General features: G+C 70.2%; 17 protein-coding genes and 2 tRNA genes. 13 read left to right on the forward strand and 6 right to left on the reverse strand.

Annotated features, from left to right (window positions below; all coding sequences use genetic code 11):
- Position 1: 1 nt before the first annotated feature.
- The 4 genes from J2850_RS22895 to J2850_RS22910 all read right to left on the reverse strand — a co-directional run bounded on the left by J2850_RS22895 (position 2) and on the right by J2850_RS22910 (position 3,325).
- Positions 2 to 1,030, reverse strand: coding sequence for an aminoglycoside phosphotransferase family protein (locus tag J2850_RS22895; protein WP_209986843.1), 1,029 nt, complete (start codon positions 1,028 to 1,030; stop codon positions 2 to 4).
- Positions 1,027 to 1,512, reverse strand: a complete 486-nt coding sequence (gene tsaE / locus J2850_RS22900; protein ID WP_209986846.1) for a tRNA (adenosine(37)-N6)-threonylcarbamoyltransferase complex ATPase subunit type 1 TsaE — start codon at positions 1,510 to 1,512, stop codon at positions 1,027 to 1,029. Before tsaE ends, J2850_RS22895 begins: the two co-directional genes overlap by 4 nt.
- Before the next feature lie 124 nt (positions 1,513 to 1,636).
- Complete coding sequence (locus J2850_RS22905) at positions 1,637 to 2,668, reverse strand: hypothetical protein (protein ID WP_246513399.1); 1,032 nt, start codon at positions 2,666 to 2,668, stop codon at positions 1,637 to 1,639.
- A gap of 237 nt (positions 2,669 to 2,905) precedes the next feature.
- A complete protein-coding gene (locus tag J2850_RS22910) occupies positions 2,906 to 3,325 on the reverse strand; it encodes a hypothetical protein (protein ID WP_209986853.1) in 420 nt (139 codons plus the stop codon).
- A 272-nt stretch (positions 3,326 to 3,597) separates the two neighbouring features.
- Here J2850_RS22910 and J2850_RS22915 point away from each other — a divergent pair, with 272 nt between their 5' ends.
- The 4 genes from J2850_RS22915 to J2850_RS22930 all read left to right on the forward strand — a co-directional run bounded on the left by J2850_RS22915 (position 3,598) and on the right by J2850_RS22930 (position 8,251).
- On the forward strand, positions 3,598 to 4,635 hold the full coding sequence (locus J2850_RS22915; protein WP_209987139.1) for an NAD(P)/FAD-dependent oxidoreductase: 1,038 nt from the start codon (positions 3,598 to 3,600) through the stop codon (positions 4,633 to 4,635).
- A 137-nt stretch (positions 4,636 to 4,772) separates the two neighbouring features.
- A complete protein-coding gene (locus J2850_RS22920; protein ID WP_209986856.1) occupies positions 4,773 to 6,278 on the forward strand; it encodes an ABC transporter substrate-binding protein in 1,506 nt (501 codons plus the stop codon).
- A 7-nt stretch (positions 6,279 to 6,285) separates the two neighbouring features.
- Complete coding sequence (locus tag J2850_RS22925) at positions 6,286 to 7,233, forward strand: ABC transporter permease (RefSeq protein ID WP_209986858.1); 948 nt, start codon at positions 6,286 to 6,288, stop codon at positions 7,231 to 7,233.
- Between the two features lie 184 nt (positions 7,234 to 7,417).
- Positions 7,418 to 8,251, forward strand: coding sequence for an ABC transporter permease (locus tag J2850_RS22930; RefSeq protein WP_209986861.1), 834 nt, complete (start codon positions 7,418 to 7,420; stop codon positions 8,249 to 8,251).
- Between the two features lie 23 nt (positions 8,252 to 8,274).
- Here the strand turns inward: J2850_RS22930 and J2850_RS22935 are convergent, their stop codons facing one another.
- Positions 8,275 to 9,936, reverse strand: a complete 1,662-nt coding sequence (locus J2850_RS22935; RefSeq protein WP_209986864.1) for a hypothetical protein — start codon at positions 9,934 to 9,936, stop codon at positions 8,275 to 8,277.
- 262 nt (positions 9,937 to 10,198) lie between these two features.
- The gene (gene gpt / locus J2850_RS22940) at positions 10,199 to 10,693 is read right to left on the reverse strand and encodes a xanthine phosphoribosyltransferase (RefSeq protein ID WP_209986868.1); all 495 of its coding nucleotides are present in this window, start codon (positions 10,691 to 10,693) and stop codon (positions 10,199 to 10,201) included.
- Positions 10,694 to 10,896: 203 nt separating this feature from the next.
- On the opposite strand from gpt, the gene J2850_RS22945 reads away from it, so the two are divergent.
- The 9 genes from J2850_RS22945 to J2850_RS22985 all read left to right on the forward strand — a co-directional run bounded on the left by J2850_RS22945 (position 10,897) and on the right by J2850_RS22985 (position 18,730).
- Positions 10,897 to 10,973, forward strand: a tRNA-Arg gene (locus J2850_RS22945).
- Positions 10,974 to 11,171: 198 nt separating this feature from the next.
- Positions 11,172 to 11,248, forward strand: a tRNA-Arg gene (locus J2850_RS22950).
- 169 nt (positions 11,249 to 11,417) lie between these two features.
- On the forward strand, positions 11,418 to 12,368 hold the full coding sequence (pip, locus tag J2850_RS22955) for a prolyl aminopeptidase (RefSeq protein WP_209986870.1): 951 nt from the start codon (positions 11,418 to 11,420) through the stop codon (positions 12,366 to 12,368).
- Positions 12,369 to 12,490: 122 nt separating this feature from the next.
- A complete protein-coding gene (mutM, locus tag J2850_RS22960; RefSeq protein ID WP_209986873.1) occupies positions 12,491 to 13,333 on the forward strand; it encodes a bifunctional DNA-formamidopyrimidine glycosylase/DNA-(apurinic or apyrimidinic site) lyase in 843 nt (280 codons plus the stop codon).
- Between the two features lie 12 nt (positions 13,334 to 13,345).
- Positions 13,346 to 13,765 carry a hypothetical protein gene (locus J2850_RS22965; protein WP_209986875.1) on the forward strand — a complete coding sequence of 140 codons (420 nt, stop codon included), beginning with the start codon at positions 13,346 to 13,348 and terminating at the stop codon, positions 13,763 to 13,765.
- Positions 13,766 to 13,898: 133 nt separating this feature from the next.
- Complete coding sequence (locus tag J2850_RS22970; protein ID WP_209986878.1) at positions 13,899 to 14,675, forward strand: enoyl-CoA hydratase; 777 nt, start codon at positions 13,899 to 13,901, stop codon at positions 14,673 to 14,675.
- Between the two features lie 175 nt (positions 14,676 to 14,850).
- Positions 14,851 to 15,111: a 30S ribosomal protein S20 gene (gene rpsT, locus J2850_RS22975; protein WP_209987142.1), complete on the forward strand. Its 261-nt coding sequence runs from the start codon at positions 14,851 to 14,853 to the stop codon at positions 15,109 to 15,111.
- A 648-nt stretch (positions 15,112 to 15,759) separates the two neighbouring features.
- Positions 15,760 to 17,334, forward strand: a complete 1,575-nt coding sequence (gene dnaA, locus J2850_RS22980; RefSeq protein ID WP_209986880.1) for a chromosomal replication initiator protein DnaA — start codon at positions 15,760 to 15,762, stop codon at positions 17,332 to 17,334.
- 226 nt (positions 17,335 to 17,560) lie between these two features.
- Positions 17,561 to 18,730 carry an extracellular solute-binding protein gene (locus tag J2850_RS22985; protein WP_246513402.1) on the forward strand — a complete coding sequence of 390 codons (1,170 nt, stop codon included), beginning with the start codon at positions 17,561 to 17,563 and terminating at the stop codon, positions 18,728 to 18,730.
- Positions 18,731 to 18,805: the final 75 nt, after the last annotated feature.

Raw genomic sequence — 18,805 nt, forward strand, 5'->3', positions numbered from 1 at the left:
GTCAGGTCGTCTCCGGAACGACGAAGGCGGCGCGCGCGGCGGGCGGCAGGTGGCGGTCGAACCAGGCGGCCACCGGGCCGAGCGCCGGCTTCGCCAACTGGGCCTCCAGCAGGCGCCAGACCCGCGGCAGATGGACGAGGTAGGAGCGGCGCCCCTGCGTCACGGCAAGGCGGACGAAGATGGCGACGATCCGCGTGTGGCGCGCCGCCCCCAGCACCGCCATGGCGCGCCGGAAGGTGTCGGCATCGGTTTCGGGGAAGGCGGCGAGATAGCGCGCGGCCATCGCCTCGGCCAGGTCGGGCGCCACGTCGCGGCGGGCGTCCTCCAGCAGGGACACCAGGTCGTAGGCGCGTGGCCCCCAGCCGGCGCTCTGGAAGTCGATCAGGCCGGCCGCTGCGGTGCCCGGCCGTGGCAGCCGCATCAGGTTGTCGACATGGTAGTCGCGCAGCAGCAGCGACGGCGCGCCGGCGCAGACCGGCTCCAGCACGGCGCTCCAGGCCGTTTCGAACCCGGACCGTTCATCGCCGTTCAACGGCCGGCCCAGCGCCACCGGGCAGTAGGCGTCGAGGAACAGGCGGGTCTGCTCGACGAACAGGGCGGCGTCGTAGGCCGGCAGCCGCAGGCGCGGCGCCGCCCCGGCCGGCCAGCCGCGGTGGAGGACGATCAGCGCGTCGGTCGCCAGCGCGTAGAGCGGCCGGGGGTCGGCCCCGCCGGCCAGCAGCCGGGAAAAGGTTTCGTTGCCGAAATCCTCCTGCAAAGCCAACCCACGGTCCACATCGGCGGCGAGGATCGCCGGCACCGACAGGCCGATGGCGGCCAGTTCGGCGCCGATGGCGACGAAGGGCACGAGATCCTCGGCCGGGACGGGGGTGTCGACCAGGATCAGGGTGGAGCCGTCGGGCCGGCGCAGCCGCTCGTAGCGGCGGGCCGAGGCATCGCCGGCCAGCGGCTCGCGCGCCGCGTCCGCCAGTCCATGGGCGGCCAGGAAGGCGGCGGTCTCCGCCTCCCGCGCATCGCTGCGGATGGTCATGCAAGGGTCCAGTCGGTGCCGGCGAGCCGGGCGGCGAGCGTGCCGTGGCCGGTCAGGCTGGCGCGGCGGGCATCCGGTCCGTCGTGGGAAAGCGTCACCTCCAGCCGGTCGGGCGGCAGCAGCGGCCCGAGCCGGTCCGGCCATTCCACCAGCATCACCGCCTCGGCCCGCGCCTCGTCCCAGCCGAGTTCGTAAACCTCGTCCGGCCCCGACAGCCGGTAGAGGTCGAAATGCCAGACCGGGCCGATGGCGGTGTCGTAGGTCTGCACCAGCGTGAAGGTGGGCGAGGGCACCTCGGCGTCCTCGTGGGTGACGCCGCGGATCAGCGCCCGCGACAGGGCGGTCTTGCCGGCGCCGAGGTCGCCGCGCAGCGCCACGAGGTCGCCCGGCCGCAGCAGGGCGGCCAGCCGGCGGCCCAGCGCCGCGGTGGCGGCCTCGTCGGGCAGCGGGACGGCGACGGTGAAGGAGGGGAGATCCGACATGGCGCGGATACTGTGCGAAGCCGCCGTCCGCCCGCAAGCCGGAAAGAAGGGCAGGGGGGGAGCGCCGCCTTCGCCCCGGCGGGCTCCGTCGCGGGTCCCCAGCCCTCTGCCACCGCGGAACCGTTCAGCCGGCCGCGTCCTGAAGAGCGTCCAGCCCGTCGAACGTGATCCGGCCGCCCGCCTCTTCCTTGAAGGTGACCACGGTGATGGCGAGGTCCGCCAGCACCTTCTGGAAGTTCGGGTCGCTGCGCAGCGCCGGGCAGACCAGCACCCGCCGCGGGGCCGGCGTGCTTCCGGCCCCATACACCAGGAGCTGCCCGATCGCGGTGAACCAGCTTTGCGTGTCGGACGAGGCCTTCACTTCGAAGAGCAGCGTCATGCTCTTGCCGGGGCCAAGAACATAGAGGTCGGGACGCATTTCGGAGTGGGTGCCGTTGACGGCCTTTTTGCCGAGCTTTTTCCGCAACGCGTTGACGACCCGGCCATGCACCCGCCGGATGGAGTGGATGTCACCGGGATGGCCGCTGCCGGTGCCGTCCAGGGCGTTCTCCGGTGTGAACCCTCCCTCGCCGTCGTCCTCGTCGTTTTCGTCCGTACCGGTTCCAGCGGAATTCCCGGCAGCGGACTCCCCGGCAGCGGCAGCCCTGGCTTTGGCAAAGGCCCGCAGGCGTGCGCATTCCTGCACGTAGGCGCGCAGGCGGATCAGGAAGTCGGGATCCTCAAGCGCGCCGACAACGAAGACCCGGTCTTCCCTGTCTCCCGGCAGCAGTATCGGTTCCCGCACGAAGCCCTTGATCCGGGCGGCGAATTCCTCCATGCGCATCTGACCGCCACGGCCGCCGCCCAATCCTCCCTTGTGTCCCAGATAGAGCTTGCCGGACGCGTCGACCAGGGAGCGGCCGGCGATCTGGCGGTTGCCGGGATCGAGGGGCAGGTTGATTTCGATGCTGGGTCCTATCGTCTGGCCGCTCTCGCCGATCTCTCTGCCGAACCAGCAGAGCCAGCGGGGCTGCCCGCCTTCCGGCTCTTCAGAGAAATAGGCCCAGAGTTTTTCCCGGGGACGCCAATACAGCTCGGCTTGATCGAAGGCGCCGCCGGGCCAGGTGAGGCGGCGGACGACGATCTCATGGCCGGGGGCCGCGAACAGCGACCGCAATCCATTCCTCAGAGCCTCGACCTGCCGGCGATTGACTGTGCGAAGCATCCTATCCGCTTCTCTTCCTTGCGCATCGTCCCCCGGCATGATCCCAGAAGGGAAGGCATGCGGCAATGCACAACTCACCGCTGGAGGAAGGATGGTGTCTTCGCGCGGATCGCCCGGCGCCCGCAGGCGATGCCCCCACAAGCCATGCGCCCGCAAGTCATGCGCCCACAGTCATATGTGGCCGGGAGGCTAGCGCCCGCCCCGCCGCTGCGGCGGCCGGCGGTCGGGCGCCGCCGGCCCCGCACCTGCATCCCCCGGTCCGCCTTGCATCACCAGCCGAGGCGCCTTGTTGAAGTTCATGGTGATCATCAGCGTCAGCGCACCGTTGATGAGGTGCAGCATCTTGTCCGACGCCACCGGCAGGGGAATGCGCCGGCCCATGCAGTGCCCGATCAGGGCGGCGGTCACTTCCGCCTCGGACATCACCAGCTCGGTGACGGTGCCGTCGTCGGCGGTGACGCTCAGGCGGGTTTCGATCCCGTCCCGCTCGCGATGGGCGATCCCGGACACCGTGCCGACCGGCAGGGGATCCTTCACCCGGCGCCGGCGGTCCAGCACGGCGCGGATGACCTCCTGGTCGGTGAAGACCAGGCAGCGCAGCTCCTTCATTCCGGACCTCCCTCCGCGGGCCGCGGGCCGGCCGTCCGGCGGGGAGCGCCGGGGCGTGCGGCATCCAGCGACTGTCCGCCCCACCGGAGGCGCGGGCAATCGACAAATTCAGGCAAATCCCTTCGAAATCCGGCGGACGGCCGCCTTCCTCTTGCTGGGGGTTGACCGGACGGGGAAATGCGGACAATGGAAGGGCGATCATCCATCGCCCCTCCGTCCTCCACCCGGCACACCGTCTCAAGGAATTGGCTTCCATGTCGCAGACCGCAAGCATGTCGCAGACCGCGAGCAGCAGCGATGTCCTCACCACCGACGTCGTCATCGTCGGCGCCGGCCCCGTCGGGCTGTTCGCCGTGTTCGAATGCGGCATGCTGAAGATGCGCTGCCATGTGGTGGACGCGCTCGACATGGTCGGCGGCCAGTGCACCGCGCTCTACCCGGAAAAGCCGATCTACGACATCCCGGCCCATCCCTCGATCGAGGCGGCCGACCTGATCGACAAGCTGGCGGCCCAGGCGGCGCCCTTCGCGCCCACCTACCATCTGGGCCAGCAGGTGGAGAAGCTGACGCAGCTCGACGGCGGCCGCTGGCTGGTCGAGACCAGCATCGGCACGAAGATCGACACCCGGGCGGTGGTCATCGCCGCCGGCAGCGGCGCCTTCGGCCCCAACCGCCCGCCGCTCGACGGGCTGGAGGCCTATGAGGGCAAGTCGGTCTTCTACATGGTGCGCCGCCGCCAGGACTTCGCCGGCAAGCGGGTGGTGATCGCCGGCGGCGGCGATTCCGCGGTCGACTGGGCGCTGTCGCTGGCCGACGTCGCCGAGCGGGTCTATGTCGTCCACCGCCGGCCGAAGTTCCGCGCCGCGCCGGAGAGCGTCGCCCGCATGGACGCACTGGCGCGCGAGGGCCGGATCGAGATGGTGGTGCCCTATCAGCTCTCCGGCCTCGACGGTGCCGACGGCCAGCTCTCGGCGGTGCGCGTCGCCACGCTGGACGGCGAGGAGAAGGCGCTGCCGGCCGACGCCATGCTGGCCTTCTTCGGCCTGTCGATGAATCTCGGGCCCATCGCCGACTGGGGGCTGGGGGTGGAGCGCAGCCACATCGCCGTGGCGCAGCCGGGCTGCGCCACCAACCTGCCGGGCGTCTTCGCCATCGGCGACATCGCGACATATCCGGGCAAGCTGAAGCTGATCCTCTGCGGCTTCGCCGAGGCGGCGCAGGCGGCCCACGCCATCCGGCCGCTGGTCTATCCCGGCGAGGCGCTGCACTTCGAATATTCCACCTCCAAGGGCGTGCCCGGCGCCGCCTGATCCGGCCGCGGACCGGGGGCGGGCAGGCGTCCCGCCGGCGGAAAAGCCCGCCCGCCCCGCTTGCGCTCCCCCGCGCCGCACCGCATCATCGCGGCAACGAGACCGTCGGCAACGACGAGAGGGGGGAGTTTGCCACCATGCCGATCACACCGCAGCGCCTTGCCCTGACCGCCGCCACCGCCACCGCCGTCTTCGCCGCGCTGGCGCTGACCGCCGGCAGCGGCCGGGCGCAGCCGCGCACCGACCTGGTCGTCGGCATGCAACTGGAGCCGCCGCACCTCGACCCCACCGCCGGGGCGGCCGGCGCCATCAAGGAGGTCACCTACGCCAACCTGTTCGAGCCGCTGCTGCGGGTCGACGGCGACGGCAGGCTGGTCCCCGGCCTGGCGGAGCGCTGGAGCGTGTCGGAGGACGGGCTGACCTACCGCTTCAGCCTGCGGCCGCACGCCAAGTTCCATGACGGCACCACCGCCGATTCCGCCGACGTGAAGTTCACGCTGGACCGGGCGCGGGCGGCGGACTCGGTCAACGCGCAGAAGGCCTATTTCGCCCCGATCGCCACGGTCGAGACGCCGGACCCGCAGACGGTGGTTGTCACCCTGTCGCGGCCCGACGGGCTCTTCCTCTTCCACATGGCCAGCGGCGACGCCGTCATCGTCGCGCCGGAATCGGCGGCAACCAACAAGCAGAAGCCGGTCGGCACCGGCCCCTTCCGGTTCGAGCGCTGGGTCGCCGGCGACCGCGTCGTGCTGGCGCGCAACCCCGACTATGACGGGCCGGCGCCTCGGATCGACCGCGTTTCCTTCCGCTTCATCAGCGACCCGGCCGCCCAGGTGGCGGCGCTGAAGGCCGGCGACGTCGATGCCTTCACCCTGTTCAGCACCTACGAGGCGCTGCCGGAGTTCCGCAACGATCCCGCCTTCGCGGTGACGGTCGGCACCACCGAGGGCGAGACGATCCTGTCCACCAACAACGCCCGCAAGCCCTTCGACGACGTCCGCGTCCGCCGCGCCATGGCCCATGCCATCGACCGCGGCACGCTGATCGAGGGGGTGCTGTACGGCAACGGCGTCGCCATCGGCAGCCATTTCCCGCCGCACCGCCAGGGCTATGTCGACCTGACCGGGATGTACCCCTACGACCCGGCGAAGGCCAGGGCGCTGCTGGCAGAGGCCGGCTACCCGAACGGCTTCGACACCACGCTCGCCCTGCCGCCGCCGCCCTATGCCCGGCGCGGCGGCGAGCTGGTCGCCGCCATGCTGGCCGAGGTCGGCATCCGCGCCCGGATCGAGCCGATGGAATGGGCGGCCTGGCTGGAGAAGGTGTTCAAGGGCAAGGACTACGACCTGACGATGATCGCCCATACTGAGCCGCTGGACATCGACATCTATGCCCGGCCCGACTACTACTTCAACTACAGGAGCGCCCGCTTCACCGCGCTGAACGACGAGCTGAACCGCACCCAGGACCAGGCCAGGCGCGACGCGCTCTACGGCGAGGAGCAGCGGGTGCTGGCGGAGGACGCGGTCAACGGCTTCCTGTTCATGCTGCCGTCGGTGACGGTGCAGAAGGCCGGCCTGACCGGCCTGTGGGTGAACCGTCCGGTCCAGGCCAACGACGTCACCGCCGCCGCCTGGAAGTGACGGCTCCGTGCTTGCCTTCCTGCTGCGACGGCTGTTCGGTCTGATCGTCACCGCCTGGCTGGCCACCGTCGTCGTCTTCGCGGTGCTGCAGCTCGTGCCCGGCGACCCGGCGCTGCTGATGCTGGGCGTCGACGCCCGGCCGGACACGCTGGCCGCCCTGCGCGCCCAGATGGGCCTGGACCTGCCGGTCCTTGCCCGCTACCTGCACTGGGCCGGCGGGCTGGCCGGCGGCGACCTCGGCGTCAGCCTCACCTACGGCCGCCCGGTCGCCGGGCTGGTGGCGGAGCGGCTGGCGGTCACCCTGCCGCTCGCCCTGCTGGCGCTGGCCGTCAGCACCGCGCTCGCCATCCCGCTCGGCCTGCTGGCGGCGGCGCGGCGGGGGCGGGGGGGCGACTGGGCGGTGCTGGGCTTCACCCAGCTCGGCGTGTCGATGCCCAGCTTCTGGATCGCCATCCTGCTGATCCTCGTCTTCTCGCTGACCCTGCACTGGTTCCCGGCCGGCGGCTTTCCCGGCTGGGGCGGCGGCCTCGGCCCGGCGCTGCATGCGCTGGTGCTGCCGGCGCTGGCGCTGGCGCTGCCGGAGGCCGCCATCCTCGCCCGCGTCACCCGCACCGCCGTGCTCGACACGCTGGGCGAGGACCATGTCCGCACCGCCCGCGCCAAGGGGGTGGGGCGGGCCGCCGTGCTGCTGCGCCACGCCCTGCCCAACGCGCTGATCCCGGTGGCGACGGTGCTGGGCCTGCAGATCTCCTTCCTGGTGGCGGGGGCGGTGGTGGTGGAGAACGTCTTCACCCTGCCGGGCCTCGGCCGCCTGCTCTACCAGGCGATCGGCCAGCGCGACCTGATCGTGGTGCAGGGGGTGGTGGTCCTGCTGGCGCTGTTCGTGGTGGCGGTCAACGCCCTGGTCGACATCGCCTGCGCCCTGGCCGACCCGCGCCCGAGGGGCGAGGCATGAGCATCCTCAATGCCCCCTCAACCATCCTCCATCCCCCCTCCCTAACCCTCCCCCGCCTGTCGGCGGGAGAGGGAACTCCGCCGAACGCCGACAAGCATCCCGCCCCCTCTCCCGCCAACGGCGGGGGAGGGATGGGGAGGGGGCATCGGCGATGGGCGAGGGAGCCGCTTCGGGTGGACCTGCCATGACCCGCCGCTCCCCCTGGCCCGTCTCCCTCTGGCTGGGCGCGGCGCTGACCGCGCTGCTGGTCGCGCTGGCGCTGGCCTCCTTCCTGTGGACGCCCTATCCGGCCGAGCAGGTGCGCGTGCTCGCCCGGCTGAAGCCGCCGAGCGCCGCCCACTGGCTCGGCACCGACCATTTCGGCCGCGACGTCCTGTCGATGATCATGGTCGGCGCCCGCAACTCGCTGGCGGTCGGGGCGGCGGCGGTGGGGCTCGGGCTGCTGGGCGGCGTGCCGCTCGGGCTGCTGGCGGCGGGGCTCGGCCGCTGGGGGGACGAGGTGCTGGCGCGGCTCGGCGACCTGGTCTTCGCCTTTCCCTCGGTGCTGACGGCGATCCTGCTGACCGCGGTGCTGGGGGCCGGCGCGGTGAACGTCGTGCTGGCGCTGGCGCTTTTCAACGCCGCGGTGCTGGCCCGCGTCACCCGCGGGGCGGCGCTGGCAGCGTGGCGGCGGCCCTTCGTCGGGGCGGCGCTGGCGCTGGGCCGCGGGCCGCTGTCGGTGACGCTGGTGCATGTGCTGCCCAACATCGCCGGGATCGTCGTGGTCCAGGCCACCGTCCTGTTCGCCGTCGCCATCGTCAACGAGGCGGCGCTGAGCTATCTCGGCCTCGGCATCCAGCCACCGAGCCCGAGCTGGGGCAAGATGCTGGGCGACGCCCAGACCTACCTGTTCACCGCCCCGCTGCAGGCGGTGTTCCCCGGCCTGGCGATCGCGCTCGCCGTGATGGGGCTGACGATGCTGGGCGACGGCCTGCGCGACTGGCTGGACCCCCGCCACCGCTCCTCCGGGGTGCTGTGACCGGCCGTCACGCCACCGGCCCCTTACCCGACGGGACGGGCGCGCTCCGACAGCTCGATCAGGTCCATCAGCTCGTTGCTCTTCCAATAGCGCGACTTGCCGACCTCGGCGCGGGCGGTGGCGACGAGGTCGTCGATGATCGCCCGCTCGTCCTCGCCGAAGTCGCCGCCGCGCTCCAGGCGGTGGGACAGCAGGCGCGTCATGTTGTGGCTGAAGGTGGGGATCCAGGCGCTGACCCGCTGGCCGAACACCGCGGCCAGCGCGTTGATGCGCAGCAGGTGGGCCATCCGCTCGTCGAAGGGATCGGACTCCTCGAACTTCATCGCCTTCTCGACGTTGGCGCGCAGCTCCTCCAGCAGGGTCTCGCGCCATTTGACCAGGTCGTAGGTCTCGAAGCCGAAGTCGCGGGACATCTCCTGCCAGCGCCACAGCAGCCGGTTCAGCCAGATGATGTCGGCATGGTCGATGACCGTCTGGCGCCGGGAGGCGGCGGCCTGGCTGGAGCGCTCCAGCGCCACCGCGGCGACGCGGGAGCCGATGATCCTCGCCGCCTGGGTCCAGGCGTTGCGGAAGGCCGGCTCGCTGCGCCGGTCCTCCATCAGCCCGGCGGACGTCGCGGCATGGACGAGCCGGTCCAGGCGCTGCACCAGCGCCTCCAGCCGCGCCTTCTCCTTGGCGCTGGGCCGGATGGCGGAGCCGGGGACCCGCTCGTTCAGCTTCAGCACGACGGCCAGCGCCGCGGTCAGGGCGCGGGTGACCCCGATGAAATGGCCGGTCAGCGCCGCGGTCATGGCGTCGCCGCGTCCGGGATCGACGCCGCTCAGCCGGACGTAGAGCGCCGAGACGGCATAGTTGCCCTTCACCGTCAGCACCGACAGCGGCAGCAGGCTGGCGACCTCGTCGCCGCAGCGGTCGCGCAGGGCGTCCACCGCATCGAGCAGCCGGTCGGCCAGCCGGTTCGCCTCCAGCTCCCCGGCCGCCGCCGACGGGAAGTCCTCCAGCCGGTCGGCGACCAGCTTCACCGGCCCGTCGGCCCCGCTGAGGACGAGATGCATCAGCCGCAGCGTGCCGGCGTCGACCGGGGGCGTCTTCTCCAGGAAACCCGACATCAGGCGGGTGCGCCGCGGCCGGTTGCGCGACAGGCCGGCCAGCAGCTCGTCCGTCGCCCTCTTGCTGGCCAGCACGGCGTCGAGATGCTTCACCGCCGCGGCGCGCATCCGCCCGCGCATCGCCAGCGCGACGGGGGAGCGCAGCACGCGGTCGATCACCTCGCCCCTGGCCATCTCGTCGAGCGTCTCCTGCGCCTCGACCGCCAGCAGCGGGAAGGCATCGCGGCTCAGCGCCTCCCACAGGGCGCCGACGTCGACGCGCTGCAACATGCCGGGGATGGAGACGCCGCCGTGGTAGAGCGCGTCGTCGTCGATCAGGAAGGACTCGAACAGGCTGGTGAACAGGCGCCTGGCGCGGTTGGTGCGCTGGCGGTTCAGGTATTCGATGACGTATTGGCGGACCAGTTGCAGGCGGTCGCTCGGTTCGCCGTCCATGCCCTCGATCTCGCTGAGGAGATTGTAGACGAGGCTGGCCGGCAGGCGGGTGACGAGGTCGTCGATCTTCCGCCGCAAATCGTCCTGGTGCAGCTCGTCCCGCAGGTCCGGGCGCTGGGCGCCTGAGAGGTCGTCGATCATGGGCGGGCTGCAACCCGGTTGTGGCGCGGTCGTGGCACAGGCCGGCGCATCGGACCGGCTGCGGCGCAAACCGTCCGGCAGGCCGGAGGAGGCGTCCGGAAGGCCGGGAGGCCCGGCGTTCCCGCCCGGCCCGCCCGTGCACCACCCGTTTCTAGCCCGGCAACGGTAAATTTTTGCGTAATGCCGCAGCCCGGAACGGCCCCGACGGCCCCCGCGGCCGGCGGGAGCCGTTCCGAAGCCGTCCTGCGGGCGGTGCCGCCGGCTAGCTGTTGCGCTGCTTGGCGATCGGCTGCGAGAACTGCAGCTCGATGTCCCAGGGGAAGTGGATCCAGGTGTCCTGGCTGACCTCGGTGATGAAGGTGTCGACCAGCGGCCGGCCGGCCGGCTTGGCGTAGACGGTGGCGAAATGCGCCTTCGGCAGCATCTTGCGCACCACTTCCGCCGTCTTGCCGGTGTCGACCAGGTCGTCGATGATCAGCCAGCCCTCGCCGTCGCCGGCCTTGGCGCCCTCGACGCCCTTCAGCACCGTCGCGCTGCGCTGCTGCTGGTGGTCGTAGCTGGAGACGCAGACCGTGTCGATCATGCGGATTTCCAGTTCGCGCGCGATGATCGCCGCCGGAACCATGCCGCCGCGCGTGATGGCGATGATGCCCTTCCACGGGCCACGGTCGATCAGGCGCCAGGCCAGCGCCTTGGCGTTGCGGTGGAGCTCTTCCCAGGACACCGGGAAATGCTTGTTGAAGGGGGCTTCGGCCACGGGACTGACTCTCCAAAAACAGAAGGGGACTGTATAACCCAGCCGCCGCCGCCCGGCAATCCGGGGGCTGCCGCCGGGCCGGGCCGGCGGGCGCCGGCAAATCACTGAAAAAAGCGCTTGCGCCGGGGAAATGTTTTGAGTAGGTTGCGCGCCTCGACGCCGGGGGGCTTCCACCGGTGCCGGGAACAAGGTGGTAGGACAAGGCGCCCGTAGCTCAGCTGGATAGAGCATCAGACTACGAATCTGAGGGTCAGGAGTTCGAATCTCTTCGGGCGCGCCATCCTCTCCATCCGACACAGAAGGCCACCTCCGGGTGGCCTTTGTCGTTTCCGGCGTCGTTTCCGGGCCGCCGCATCCCCGATCCGGAAACTGCGGTTCCCCTGAAAAAAAGCGCTTGCGCCGGGTAATCGTTTTGAGTAGGTTGCGCGCCTCGACGCCGGGGGCTTCCACCGGTGCCGGGAACAAGATGGTGGACAAGGCGCCCGTAGCTCAGCTGGATAGAGCATCAGACTACGAATCTGAGGGTCAGGAGTTCGAATCTCTTCGGGCGCGCCATCCTCTCCATCCGACACAAAAGGCCACCTCCGGGTGGCCTTTGTCGTTTCCGGCTTTTCCTTCCGATCCCCACCCTCCGGGCGTTCCCCGGTACGCCGCCGCAACCGGGGCTGGATAAATGGCCGGCGGCTCCTCTACACTCGTGCTCCGCATCAATGGACGCATGGCCATGCCCCGCAGCGACTTCTATCCGCCCATCGACCCGTTCCAGACCGGCACCCTCGCCGTCGACGGGATCCACACGGTCTATTGGGAGCAGGCGGGCAACCCGCGGGGCGTCCCGGTGATGTTCCTGCATGGCGGGCCGGGGGCCGGCGCCTCGCCGACGCACCGGCGCTTCTTCGATCCGGCCCATTACCGCATCATCGTGATGGACCAGCGCGGCGCCGGCCGCTCGACGCCGCTCGGCGAGACGCGCGAGAACACCACCGAACGGCTGGTGGAGGACATCGAGACGCTGCGCCGCCATCTCGGCATCGAGCGCTGGCACCTGTTCGGCGGCTCCTGGGGCTCGACCCTGGCGCTCGCCTATGCCGAGACGCATCCGGAGCGCTGCCTGGGCCTGATCCTGCGCGGCATCTTCCTGATGCGGAAGAGCGAGATCGACTGGTTCCTCTATTCCATGCGCATCCTCTTCCCCGAGGCCTGGGCCGCCTTCGCCGGCCACATCCCGGAGGCGGAGCGCGGCGACCTGCTGGAGGCCTACTGGAAGCGGCTCGACTCGCCCGATCCGGCGGCGCGGATGGCCGCCGCCCGGGTGTGGAGCGTCTATGAGGGAAGCTGCTCCTCGCTGCTGCCGTCGCCGGAGCTGATCGCCGCCAGCGGCGAGGACCGCCACGCGCTCGGTCTGGCGCGGATCGAGGCGCATTACTTCCGCTCCAACCGCTTCACGCCGGAGGACAAGCTGCTGCGCGACGTCCACCGCATCCGCCACCTGCCGGGCGTGATCGTCCAGGGCCGCTACGACGTCGTCTGCCCGACCGTCTCCGCCGACGAGCTGCACCGCGCCTGGCCGGAGGCCGACTACCGGGTCATCCCCGATGCCGGCCATTCCGCCATGGAGCCCGGCATCCGCGCCGCCCTGATCCAGGCGACGGAGCGCTTCAAGGAGTACCGGTGACGGGGGGTCCGGGGAGTCGCCGGAACGGACGCCGCTGACATGGCGGGCAGGATCGCCCTCTCCACCGACCGCTCGCCACCGGCACCCTTGCGCCGATCCCCTTCCCACCCCACAGTCTGCCGATGCCCGAACTTCCCGAAGTCGAGACGGTGTGCCGGGGCCTCGCCCCGCATCTCGAAGGCCGGCGGCTGGTCCGTGTGGAGCAGCGCCGGCCGAACCTGCGCACCCCCTTTCCCCCGCGCTTCTGCGAAAGGCTGACCGGACGCCTGGTCCAGTCGGTGCGGCGGCGGGCCAAATACATCCTGATCCACCTGGATGACGGCGGCGTGCTGATCGCCCATCTCGGCATGTCCGGGCGGATGATCATCTCGCCGGAAGCGCCCGACTCCTACGGCAAGCACGACCATGTGGTGTTCGAGACCGATGTCGGCACCGTCGTCACCTTCAACGACGCGCGCCGCTTCGGCCTGATGGACCTGACGGTCGCCGATGCGCTGGGCGACCACCCGATGCTGCGCAACCTCGGGCCGGAACCGCTCGGCAACGAGTTCTCCGGCCCGGAACTGGCGGCCCGGCTGGCGGGAAAGGCGACGCCGGTCAAGGCGGCGCTGCTCGACCAGAGCGTCGTCGCCGGGCTCGGCAACATCTATGTGTCGGAGGCGCTGTTCCAGTCGGGCATCCTCCCCACCCGCAGCGCCGCCAGCCTGACCCCCGCGGAGGCCGACCGCCTCGCCGCCGCGGTGCGCGAGGTGCTGGAACGCGCCATCGCCGCCGGCGGGTCGTCGCTGCGCGACTACCGGCAGGCGTCGGGGGAGCTGGGCTATTTCCAGCACCAGTTCGCCGTCTACGACAGGGAAGGGCAGGGGTGCCCCGGCTGCGATTGCGACCGCGCCCGCACCGGCGGGGTGCGGCGGATCGTGCAGGCCGGCCGCTCGACTTTCTATTGTGCGACGCGCCAACGATGATATAGCTGGGGCATGACGGCTTTTCCGGCCCTGCTCCGGGCGGCGTCCGCCGCTCTTCTCCTTGCCGGCCCCGCGGTCGCGGGCCTGGGGAGCCTCCCCTTTCCCATTCCCCCTCTGGTCTCCCCGGCGGCCGCGGCCGAAGCCGGCCCGTTCGTGCCGGGGCTGACCGACGTGCCGGTGATGCCGGGACTGGCCTCGGCCGAATCCGAGCCGCTGGTCTTCGACAAGCCGGGCGGGCGGATCGTCCAGGCCGTGCTGGCGGGCCGGGTGCCGCGCCCGGCGGTGCTGGCCTTCTACGACCAGACCCTGCCGCAGCTCGGCTGGCGCCGCACCAGGGACCGCATCTATGTGCGGGAGGGCGAGGAGCTGCGCCTGGAATTCCCGGCGGCGGCGCCCGACACCGCCGTCCGCTTCATCCTGACACCACGCTGACGGGGGGCCGCCCTCCGCCCGCATTCCCGCCCTCTGGCCGGGTGCGGCCGCGGGCCGGGACGCCACACGACCAACGGACAACCACGGGCTCCGGAACTAACCGGACCCGCTTCATCGGGAGAGTGCTGCAGCCATGTCGTACGAAACGATCCTCGTCGAGACCCGCGGGCCGGTCGGCCTGATCACCCTGAACCGTCCGAAGGCGCTGAACGCCCTGTGCGACCAGCTCGTCACCGAGCTGGGCCAGGCGCTCGACGATTTCGAGGCCGACGCCGCCATCGGCGCCATCGTCGTCACCGGGTCGGAGCGCGCCTTCGCCGCCGGCGCCGACATCAAGGAGATGGCCGGCTTCTCCTACATGGAGGTCTACACCTCCAACTTCATCACCGCGAAGTGGGAGCGGCTGGCCAAGTGCCGCAAGCCGACCATCGCCGCGGTCGCCGGCTTCGCGCTCGGCGGCGGCTGCGAGCTGGCGATGATGGCCGACTTCATCCTGGCCGCCGACACCGCCAAGTTCGGCCAGCCCGAGGTCACCATCGGCACCATCCCCGGCGCCGGCGGCACCCAGCGCCTGACCCGATTCGTCGGCAAGTCCAAGGCGATGGAGATGGTCCTGACCGGCCGCATGATCGACGCCGCCGAGGCCGAGCGCTGCGGCCTGGTCAGCCGCGTCGTCCCGGCGGCCGAGCTGGTCGAGGAGGCGGTGAAGGTCGCCACCAAGATCGCCTCGCTGTCCCAGCCGGTCATCGCCATGGCCAAGGAGGCGGTCAACGCCGCCTACGAGACGACGCTCGCCGAGGGCATCCGCTTCGAGCGCCGCCTCTTCCATTCGACCTTCGCCAGCGAAGACCAGAAGGAAGGCATGGCCGCCTTCGCCGAGAAGCGCCAGCCGGCCTGGAAGAATCGCTGATTCATCCGTCTGCCGTCCCCTGCATCTTGCGGGGGACGGCGCAGATCCCATCAAGATGTCGTCAGTCGTCGATTAGTCCAAGTCAATGGACGACCACGCCTTGACTCGCGATGCGGTGGCGCGTATAAGGCGCGCTCGCATCACGACAGCCGTGTCGTTCGGAGTAGGGTTTTCCATGGCCAATCATAAGTCCGCTGAAAAGCGCATTCGTCAGACCGAGCGTCGCACGGAAGTCAACCGTGCCCGCATGAGCCGCATCCGTTCCTTCGTGAAGAAGGTCGAGGGCGCGATCGAGAGCGGCGACAAGTCCGCTGCCGCCGAGGCCTTCAAGTCCGCTCAGCCGGAACTGATGCGCGGCGTGTCGAAGGGCGTTCTGCACAAGAACACCGTGTCGCGCAAGCTGTCGCGCATGTCGGCCGCCATCAAGGCTCTGTAAGAGCCTTCATACGCCGGTTTCAAAGAGCCGCGCCCGGGATTCGGGGCGCGGCTCTTTGCGTTTTAAGTAATGAACGAATATTTGGGAATTGTCTCAGATTGTCCTTGGGAATCTCCGGAAGTGCCTATGAGATCCGGCATCGGCTATATGGACAAAGCGAACGATTTTATCTTTTTACCCTGTTCGCCATCTGTCCCATTGCCAGATTTCATAAGGGCGATTAGACTTTTAAACCATTCGGAGGGGCGATACGGGGTGGTGCAACACTCTGTGGCCGGCCGAACACAGCAATGAAATACTGAAGGTCTTCCTTCGATCCGGGCTTGTTGAATCCCGGTCGGGCGCGCGATCTTCTTTTACTTACAAGCTGTCGCGCTTATGGCGGGATTTACAGTCCCGTCGACTCGGGCGCGTGCTTTTTTGGTATGTATTCCGTTCGGGGTCATCCGTGCTTGGAGTCTTCCGGGCAGGAACAAGCGGAAGGCCGGGCCACCATCTGTCTGACCACCGTCCCGCGTGACGGCCGGGATGGCGGAGCGTCCGGCGGCGGTTCCAACAGCGGGGCGATCCCGCGTCGCCCTGGCTGCCGGGCCGGCAGGCGCCGCCTGGACGGACCCAGCCGTGGGGAAGGAGCGGGGGAAAGGGAGCATGTCGGTCGGCGTGTCGTTGGATCAGCAGTGGGCGCGCATTCGCGGGCGCCTGAAGGAAGAGGTGGGCGAGATCGCCTACCGGAGCTGGCTTCAGCCGCTGTCCGTCGCCAGCCTTGTCGGCGGCGAGGTGTGCATCGTCGTGCCCACGCGCTTCATGCGCGACTGGGTGCTGACCCACTATGCCGACCGCATCCGGGCGCTCTGGGCCGGTGAGAATCCGGAAGTCCAGTCCATCGACGTGATCGTCGCCTCCACCAGCCCGCCCTCGGCCCTGGTCGCCGACAACGACGACCGGGACGACCCGGCCTCCGTCCCGGGATCGCCGGCCGGCCGCGGCGCCGACCGGCGCCCGGCGCCGTCGCGGTCCGCCGATCCCGCCCCCGGCCAGCCCGCCGGTGCCGATCCGTCCTCCGCCTTCGGCTCGGCCGTGCCGTCGGCCGCCTCCTACACCTCGGCCTCCTACGGAGCCCCCTATGGCGGCGCTCCCTATGGCGGCGCCTCCGACGAGTCGCCGACCGCCGTGCCGGCGATCCTGGAGGACCGCTCCGACCTGTCGGCGGCGCTCGACCCGCGATTCACCTTCGACAACTTCGTCGTCGGCAAGCCGAACGAGCTGGCCCACGCCGCCGCCCGCCGCGTCGCCGACGCCACCACCGTGACCTTCAACCCGCTGTTCCTCTATGGCGGGGTGGGCCTGGGCAAGACCCACCTGATGCACGCCCTGGCCTGGCAGATCCGCAAGAACGACCCGAACCGCAAGGTGCTCTACCTGTCGGCCGAGAAGTTCATGTACCAGTTCATCCGGGCGCTGCGCTTCAAGGACACCATGGCCTTCAAGCAGCAGTTCCGCTCGGTCGACGTGCTGATGATCGACGACGTGCAGTTCATCAGCGGCAAGGACAGCACCCAGGAGGAGTTCTTCCACACCTTCAACGCGCTGGTCGACCAGAACCGCCAGGTGGTGATCTCCGCCGACAAGAGCCCGTCCGACCTGGAGGGGATGGAGGAGCGGCTGCGCTCGCGGCTCGGCTGGGGCCTGGTCGCCGACATCCACCCGACCACCTACGAGCTGCGGCTCGGCATCCTCCAGGCCAAGGCCGATGCGCTCCAGGCCAGCATCCCGCTGAAGGTGCTGGAGTTCCTGGCCCACAAGATCACCTCGAACGTCCGCGAGCTGGAAGGGGCGCTGAACCGCATCGTCGCCCATGCCGAGCTGGTCGGCCGCTCCATCTCGCTGGAGACGACGCAGGAGGTGCTGCACGACCTGCTGCGCGCCAACGACCGCCGCGTCACCATCGACGAGATCCAGAAGCGGGTGGCCGAGCACTACAACATCCGCGTCGCCGACATGCATTCGGCCCGCCGCGCCCGCGCCGTCGCCCGGCCGCGCCAGATCGCCATGTACCTGGCCAAGCAGTTGACCGCCCGGTCCCTGCCGGAGATCGGCCGCAAGTTCGGCGGCCGCGACCACACCACCGTCATGCACGCGGTCAAGAAGGTGGAGGAGCTGCGGACCACCGACCCCTCCTTCGCCGAGGACGTCGAGCTGCTCCGCCGCATGCTGGAGAGCTGACCGGCCGCTCCCCCGGACGAGGACCCACTTGGGTCCGGTCCGGCCGGATTGGGCCGGATTGGGCCGAATTGGTGGGATGTGACGGCTCTATGAAGTTTGGCGAAGCCCCGGTTTAGGCCGTGGACGGAGTGCCTTCGCGCGGGCACACTCCAGGCCTTGAACGGGGCATCAGAGGTCCCGTCTCCGCAGACCCAACCGCCGCCAAGAGTCAGGGAGTATGGGCGTCATGCCGAAGACCGCATCCGAGCTGTCGAGCGCCGAGACCCAGCGCGCCGCCAAGAGCTTCACCCGCCGCCTCCTGCTGCAGGGCGCAGCGGCGGCGGCCGGCGTCGCCTCCACCGGTCCCTTCGTGCTGCGCGAAGGCCGCGCCGCGTCGGGCTCGGTGAAGATCTTCTCCTGGGCCGGCTACATCAGCCCCGACATGCTGGCCGACTTCGAGAAGAAGACCGGCATCAAGGCGACGCTCACCGAATACGGCACCAACGACGAGCTGCTCAACCAGCTCAAGGCCACCGGCGGCGCCGGCTTCGACATCATCCACCCCACCGTGGACCGCGTGCCGAACTACGTCGAGTTCGAGCTGGTGCAGCCGATCGACGAGTCGAAGGTGAAGTGGGACGGCTGCCTGAAGTCCTCGGTCGAGGGCTCCGCCGGCATGGGCGGCGTCGTCGGCGGCAAGCGCTATTTCGCCCCGGCCGACTGGGGGACCGAGGCGCTGGCCTACGACATGAAGAAGGCGCCGCTCGGCTACGGCACGGCCAGCTACGGCGACCTGTGGGCGCCGGCCAACGCCGGCAAGGTGACCGTCCGCGGCCATTCCTCGCTGATCGGCATCGCGCTGTGGCTGGAGGCCGAGGGCAAGCTGCCGCATCCCGTGCGCGAGCAGTTCCAGGACGAGAAGAAGGCGCGCGCCAACTTCGACGCCATCCTGAAGGTGGCGACCGAGCACAAGAAGTCGGTCGCCCAGTTCTGGAGCAACGAGAACGAGGCGCAGGGCGCCTTCCGCACCAACGGCTGCGTCATCGGCCAGACCTGGGACTCGACCGCGGTGGCGCTGCGCAAGGAAGGCCTGCCCGTCCGCTTCATCGCGCCCAAGGAAGGCGCGCTGGCCTGGATGGAGGGCTTCGCCATCCCGAAGAAGGCCGACAGCCTGGAAAACGCCTACGCCTGGATCAACTGGTTCTACACGCCGGAGGCGGGCGCCCTCTACACCAACCATTCCGGCATCTCCAGCACCGCGGTCGGCGCCGAGGCGCACCTGTCCGACCTCAACAAGCAGTTCTTCGCCGACGCCTATCCCGGCGACGCGCTGCAGAAGCTGTGGTGGTGGCCGATCCAGGAGGCGTGGTACGTCTCCATCCGCAATGAGTACCAGGACCGCTTCCTGGCGGCGTGATCCAGTCCTCCCCCTCCCGCCTCTCGCGCAAACGACGTTCGTGCGAGAGGCGGGACGGGGAGATACGTCTCCATT

Origin of the sequence: Azospirillum picis (genome assembly GCF_017876115.1) — a bacterium.
Classification (GTDB): domain Bacteria; phylum Pseudomonadota; class Alphaproteobacteria; order Azospirillales; family Azospirillaceae; genus Azospirillum; species Azospirillum picis.

Excerpts from the sequence above, each read along its gene's own strand:
- J2850_RS22895 (WP_209986843.1), bottom strand. The coding sequence starts at position 1,030 with ATGACCATCCGCAGCGATGCGCGGGAGGCGGAGACCGCCGCCTTCCTG.
- tsaE (WP_209986846.1), bottom strand. The coding sequence starts at position 1,512 with ATGTCGGATCTCCCCTCCTTCACCGTCGCCGTCCCGCTGCCCGACGAG.
- J2850_RS22910 (WP_209986853.1), bottom strand. The coding sequence starts at position 3,325 with ATGAAGGAGCTGCGCTGCCTGGTCTTCACCGACCAGGAGGTCATCCGC.
- J2850_RS22915 (WP_209987139.1), top strand. The coding sequence starts at position 3,598 with ATGTCGCAGACCGCGAGCAGCAGCGATGTCCTCACCACCGACGTCGTC.
- J2850_RS22920 (WP_209986856.1), top strand. The coding sequence starts at position 4,773 with ATGCCGATCACACCGCAGCGCCTTGCCCTGACCGCCGCCACCGCCACC.
- J2850_RS22930 (WP_209986861.1), top strand. The coding sequence starts at position 7,418 with ATGACCCGCCGCTCCCCCTGGCCCGTCTCCCTCTGGCTGGGCGCGGCG.
- J2850_RS22935 (WP_209986864.1), bottom strand. The coding sequence starts at position 9,936 with ATGATCGACGACCTCTCAGGCGCCCAGCGCCCGGACCTGCGGGACGAG.
- pip (WP_209986870.1), top strand. The coding sequence starts at position 11,418 with ATGCCCCGCAGCGACTTCTATCCGCCCATCGACCCGTTCCAGACCGGC.
- mutM (WP_209986873.1), top strand. The coding sequence starts at position 12,491 with ATGCCCGAACTTCCCGAAGTCGAGACGGTGTGCCGGGGCCTCGCCCCG.
- J2850_RS22965 (WP_209986875.1), top strand. The coding sequence starts at position 13,346 with ATGACGGCTTTTCCGGCCCTGCTCCGGGCGGCGTCCGCCGCTCTTCTC.
- J2850_RS22970 (WP_209986878.1), top strand. The coding sequence starts at position 13,899 with ATGTCGTACGAAACGATCCTCGTCGAGACCCGCGGGCCGGTCGGCCTG.
- rpsT (WP_209987142.1), top strand. The coding sequence starts at position 14,851 with ATGGCCAATCATAAGTCCGCTGAAAAGCGCATTCGTCAGACCGAGCGT.
- dnaA (WP_209986880.1), top strand. The coding sequence starts at position 15,760 with ATGTCGGTCGGCGTGTCGTTGGATCAGCAGTGGGCGCGCATTCGCGGG.
- J2850_RS22985 (WP_246513402.1), top strand. The coding sequence starts at position 17,561 with ATGCCGAAGACCGCATCCGAGCTGTCGAGCGCCGAGACCCAGCGCGCC.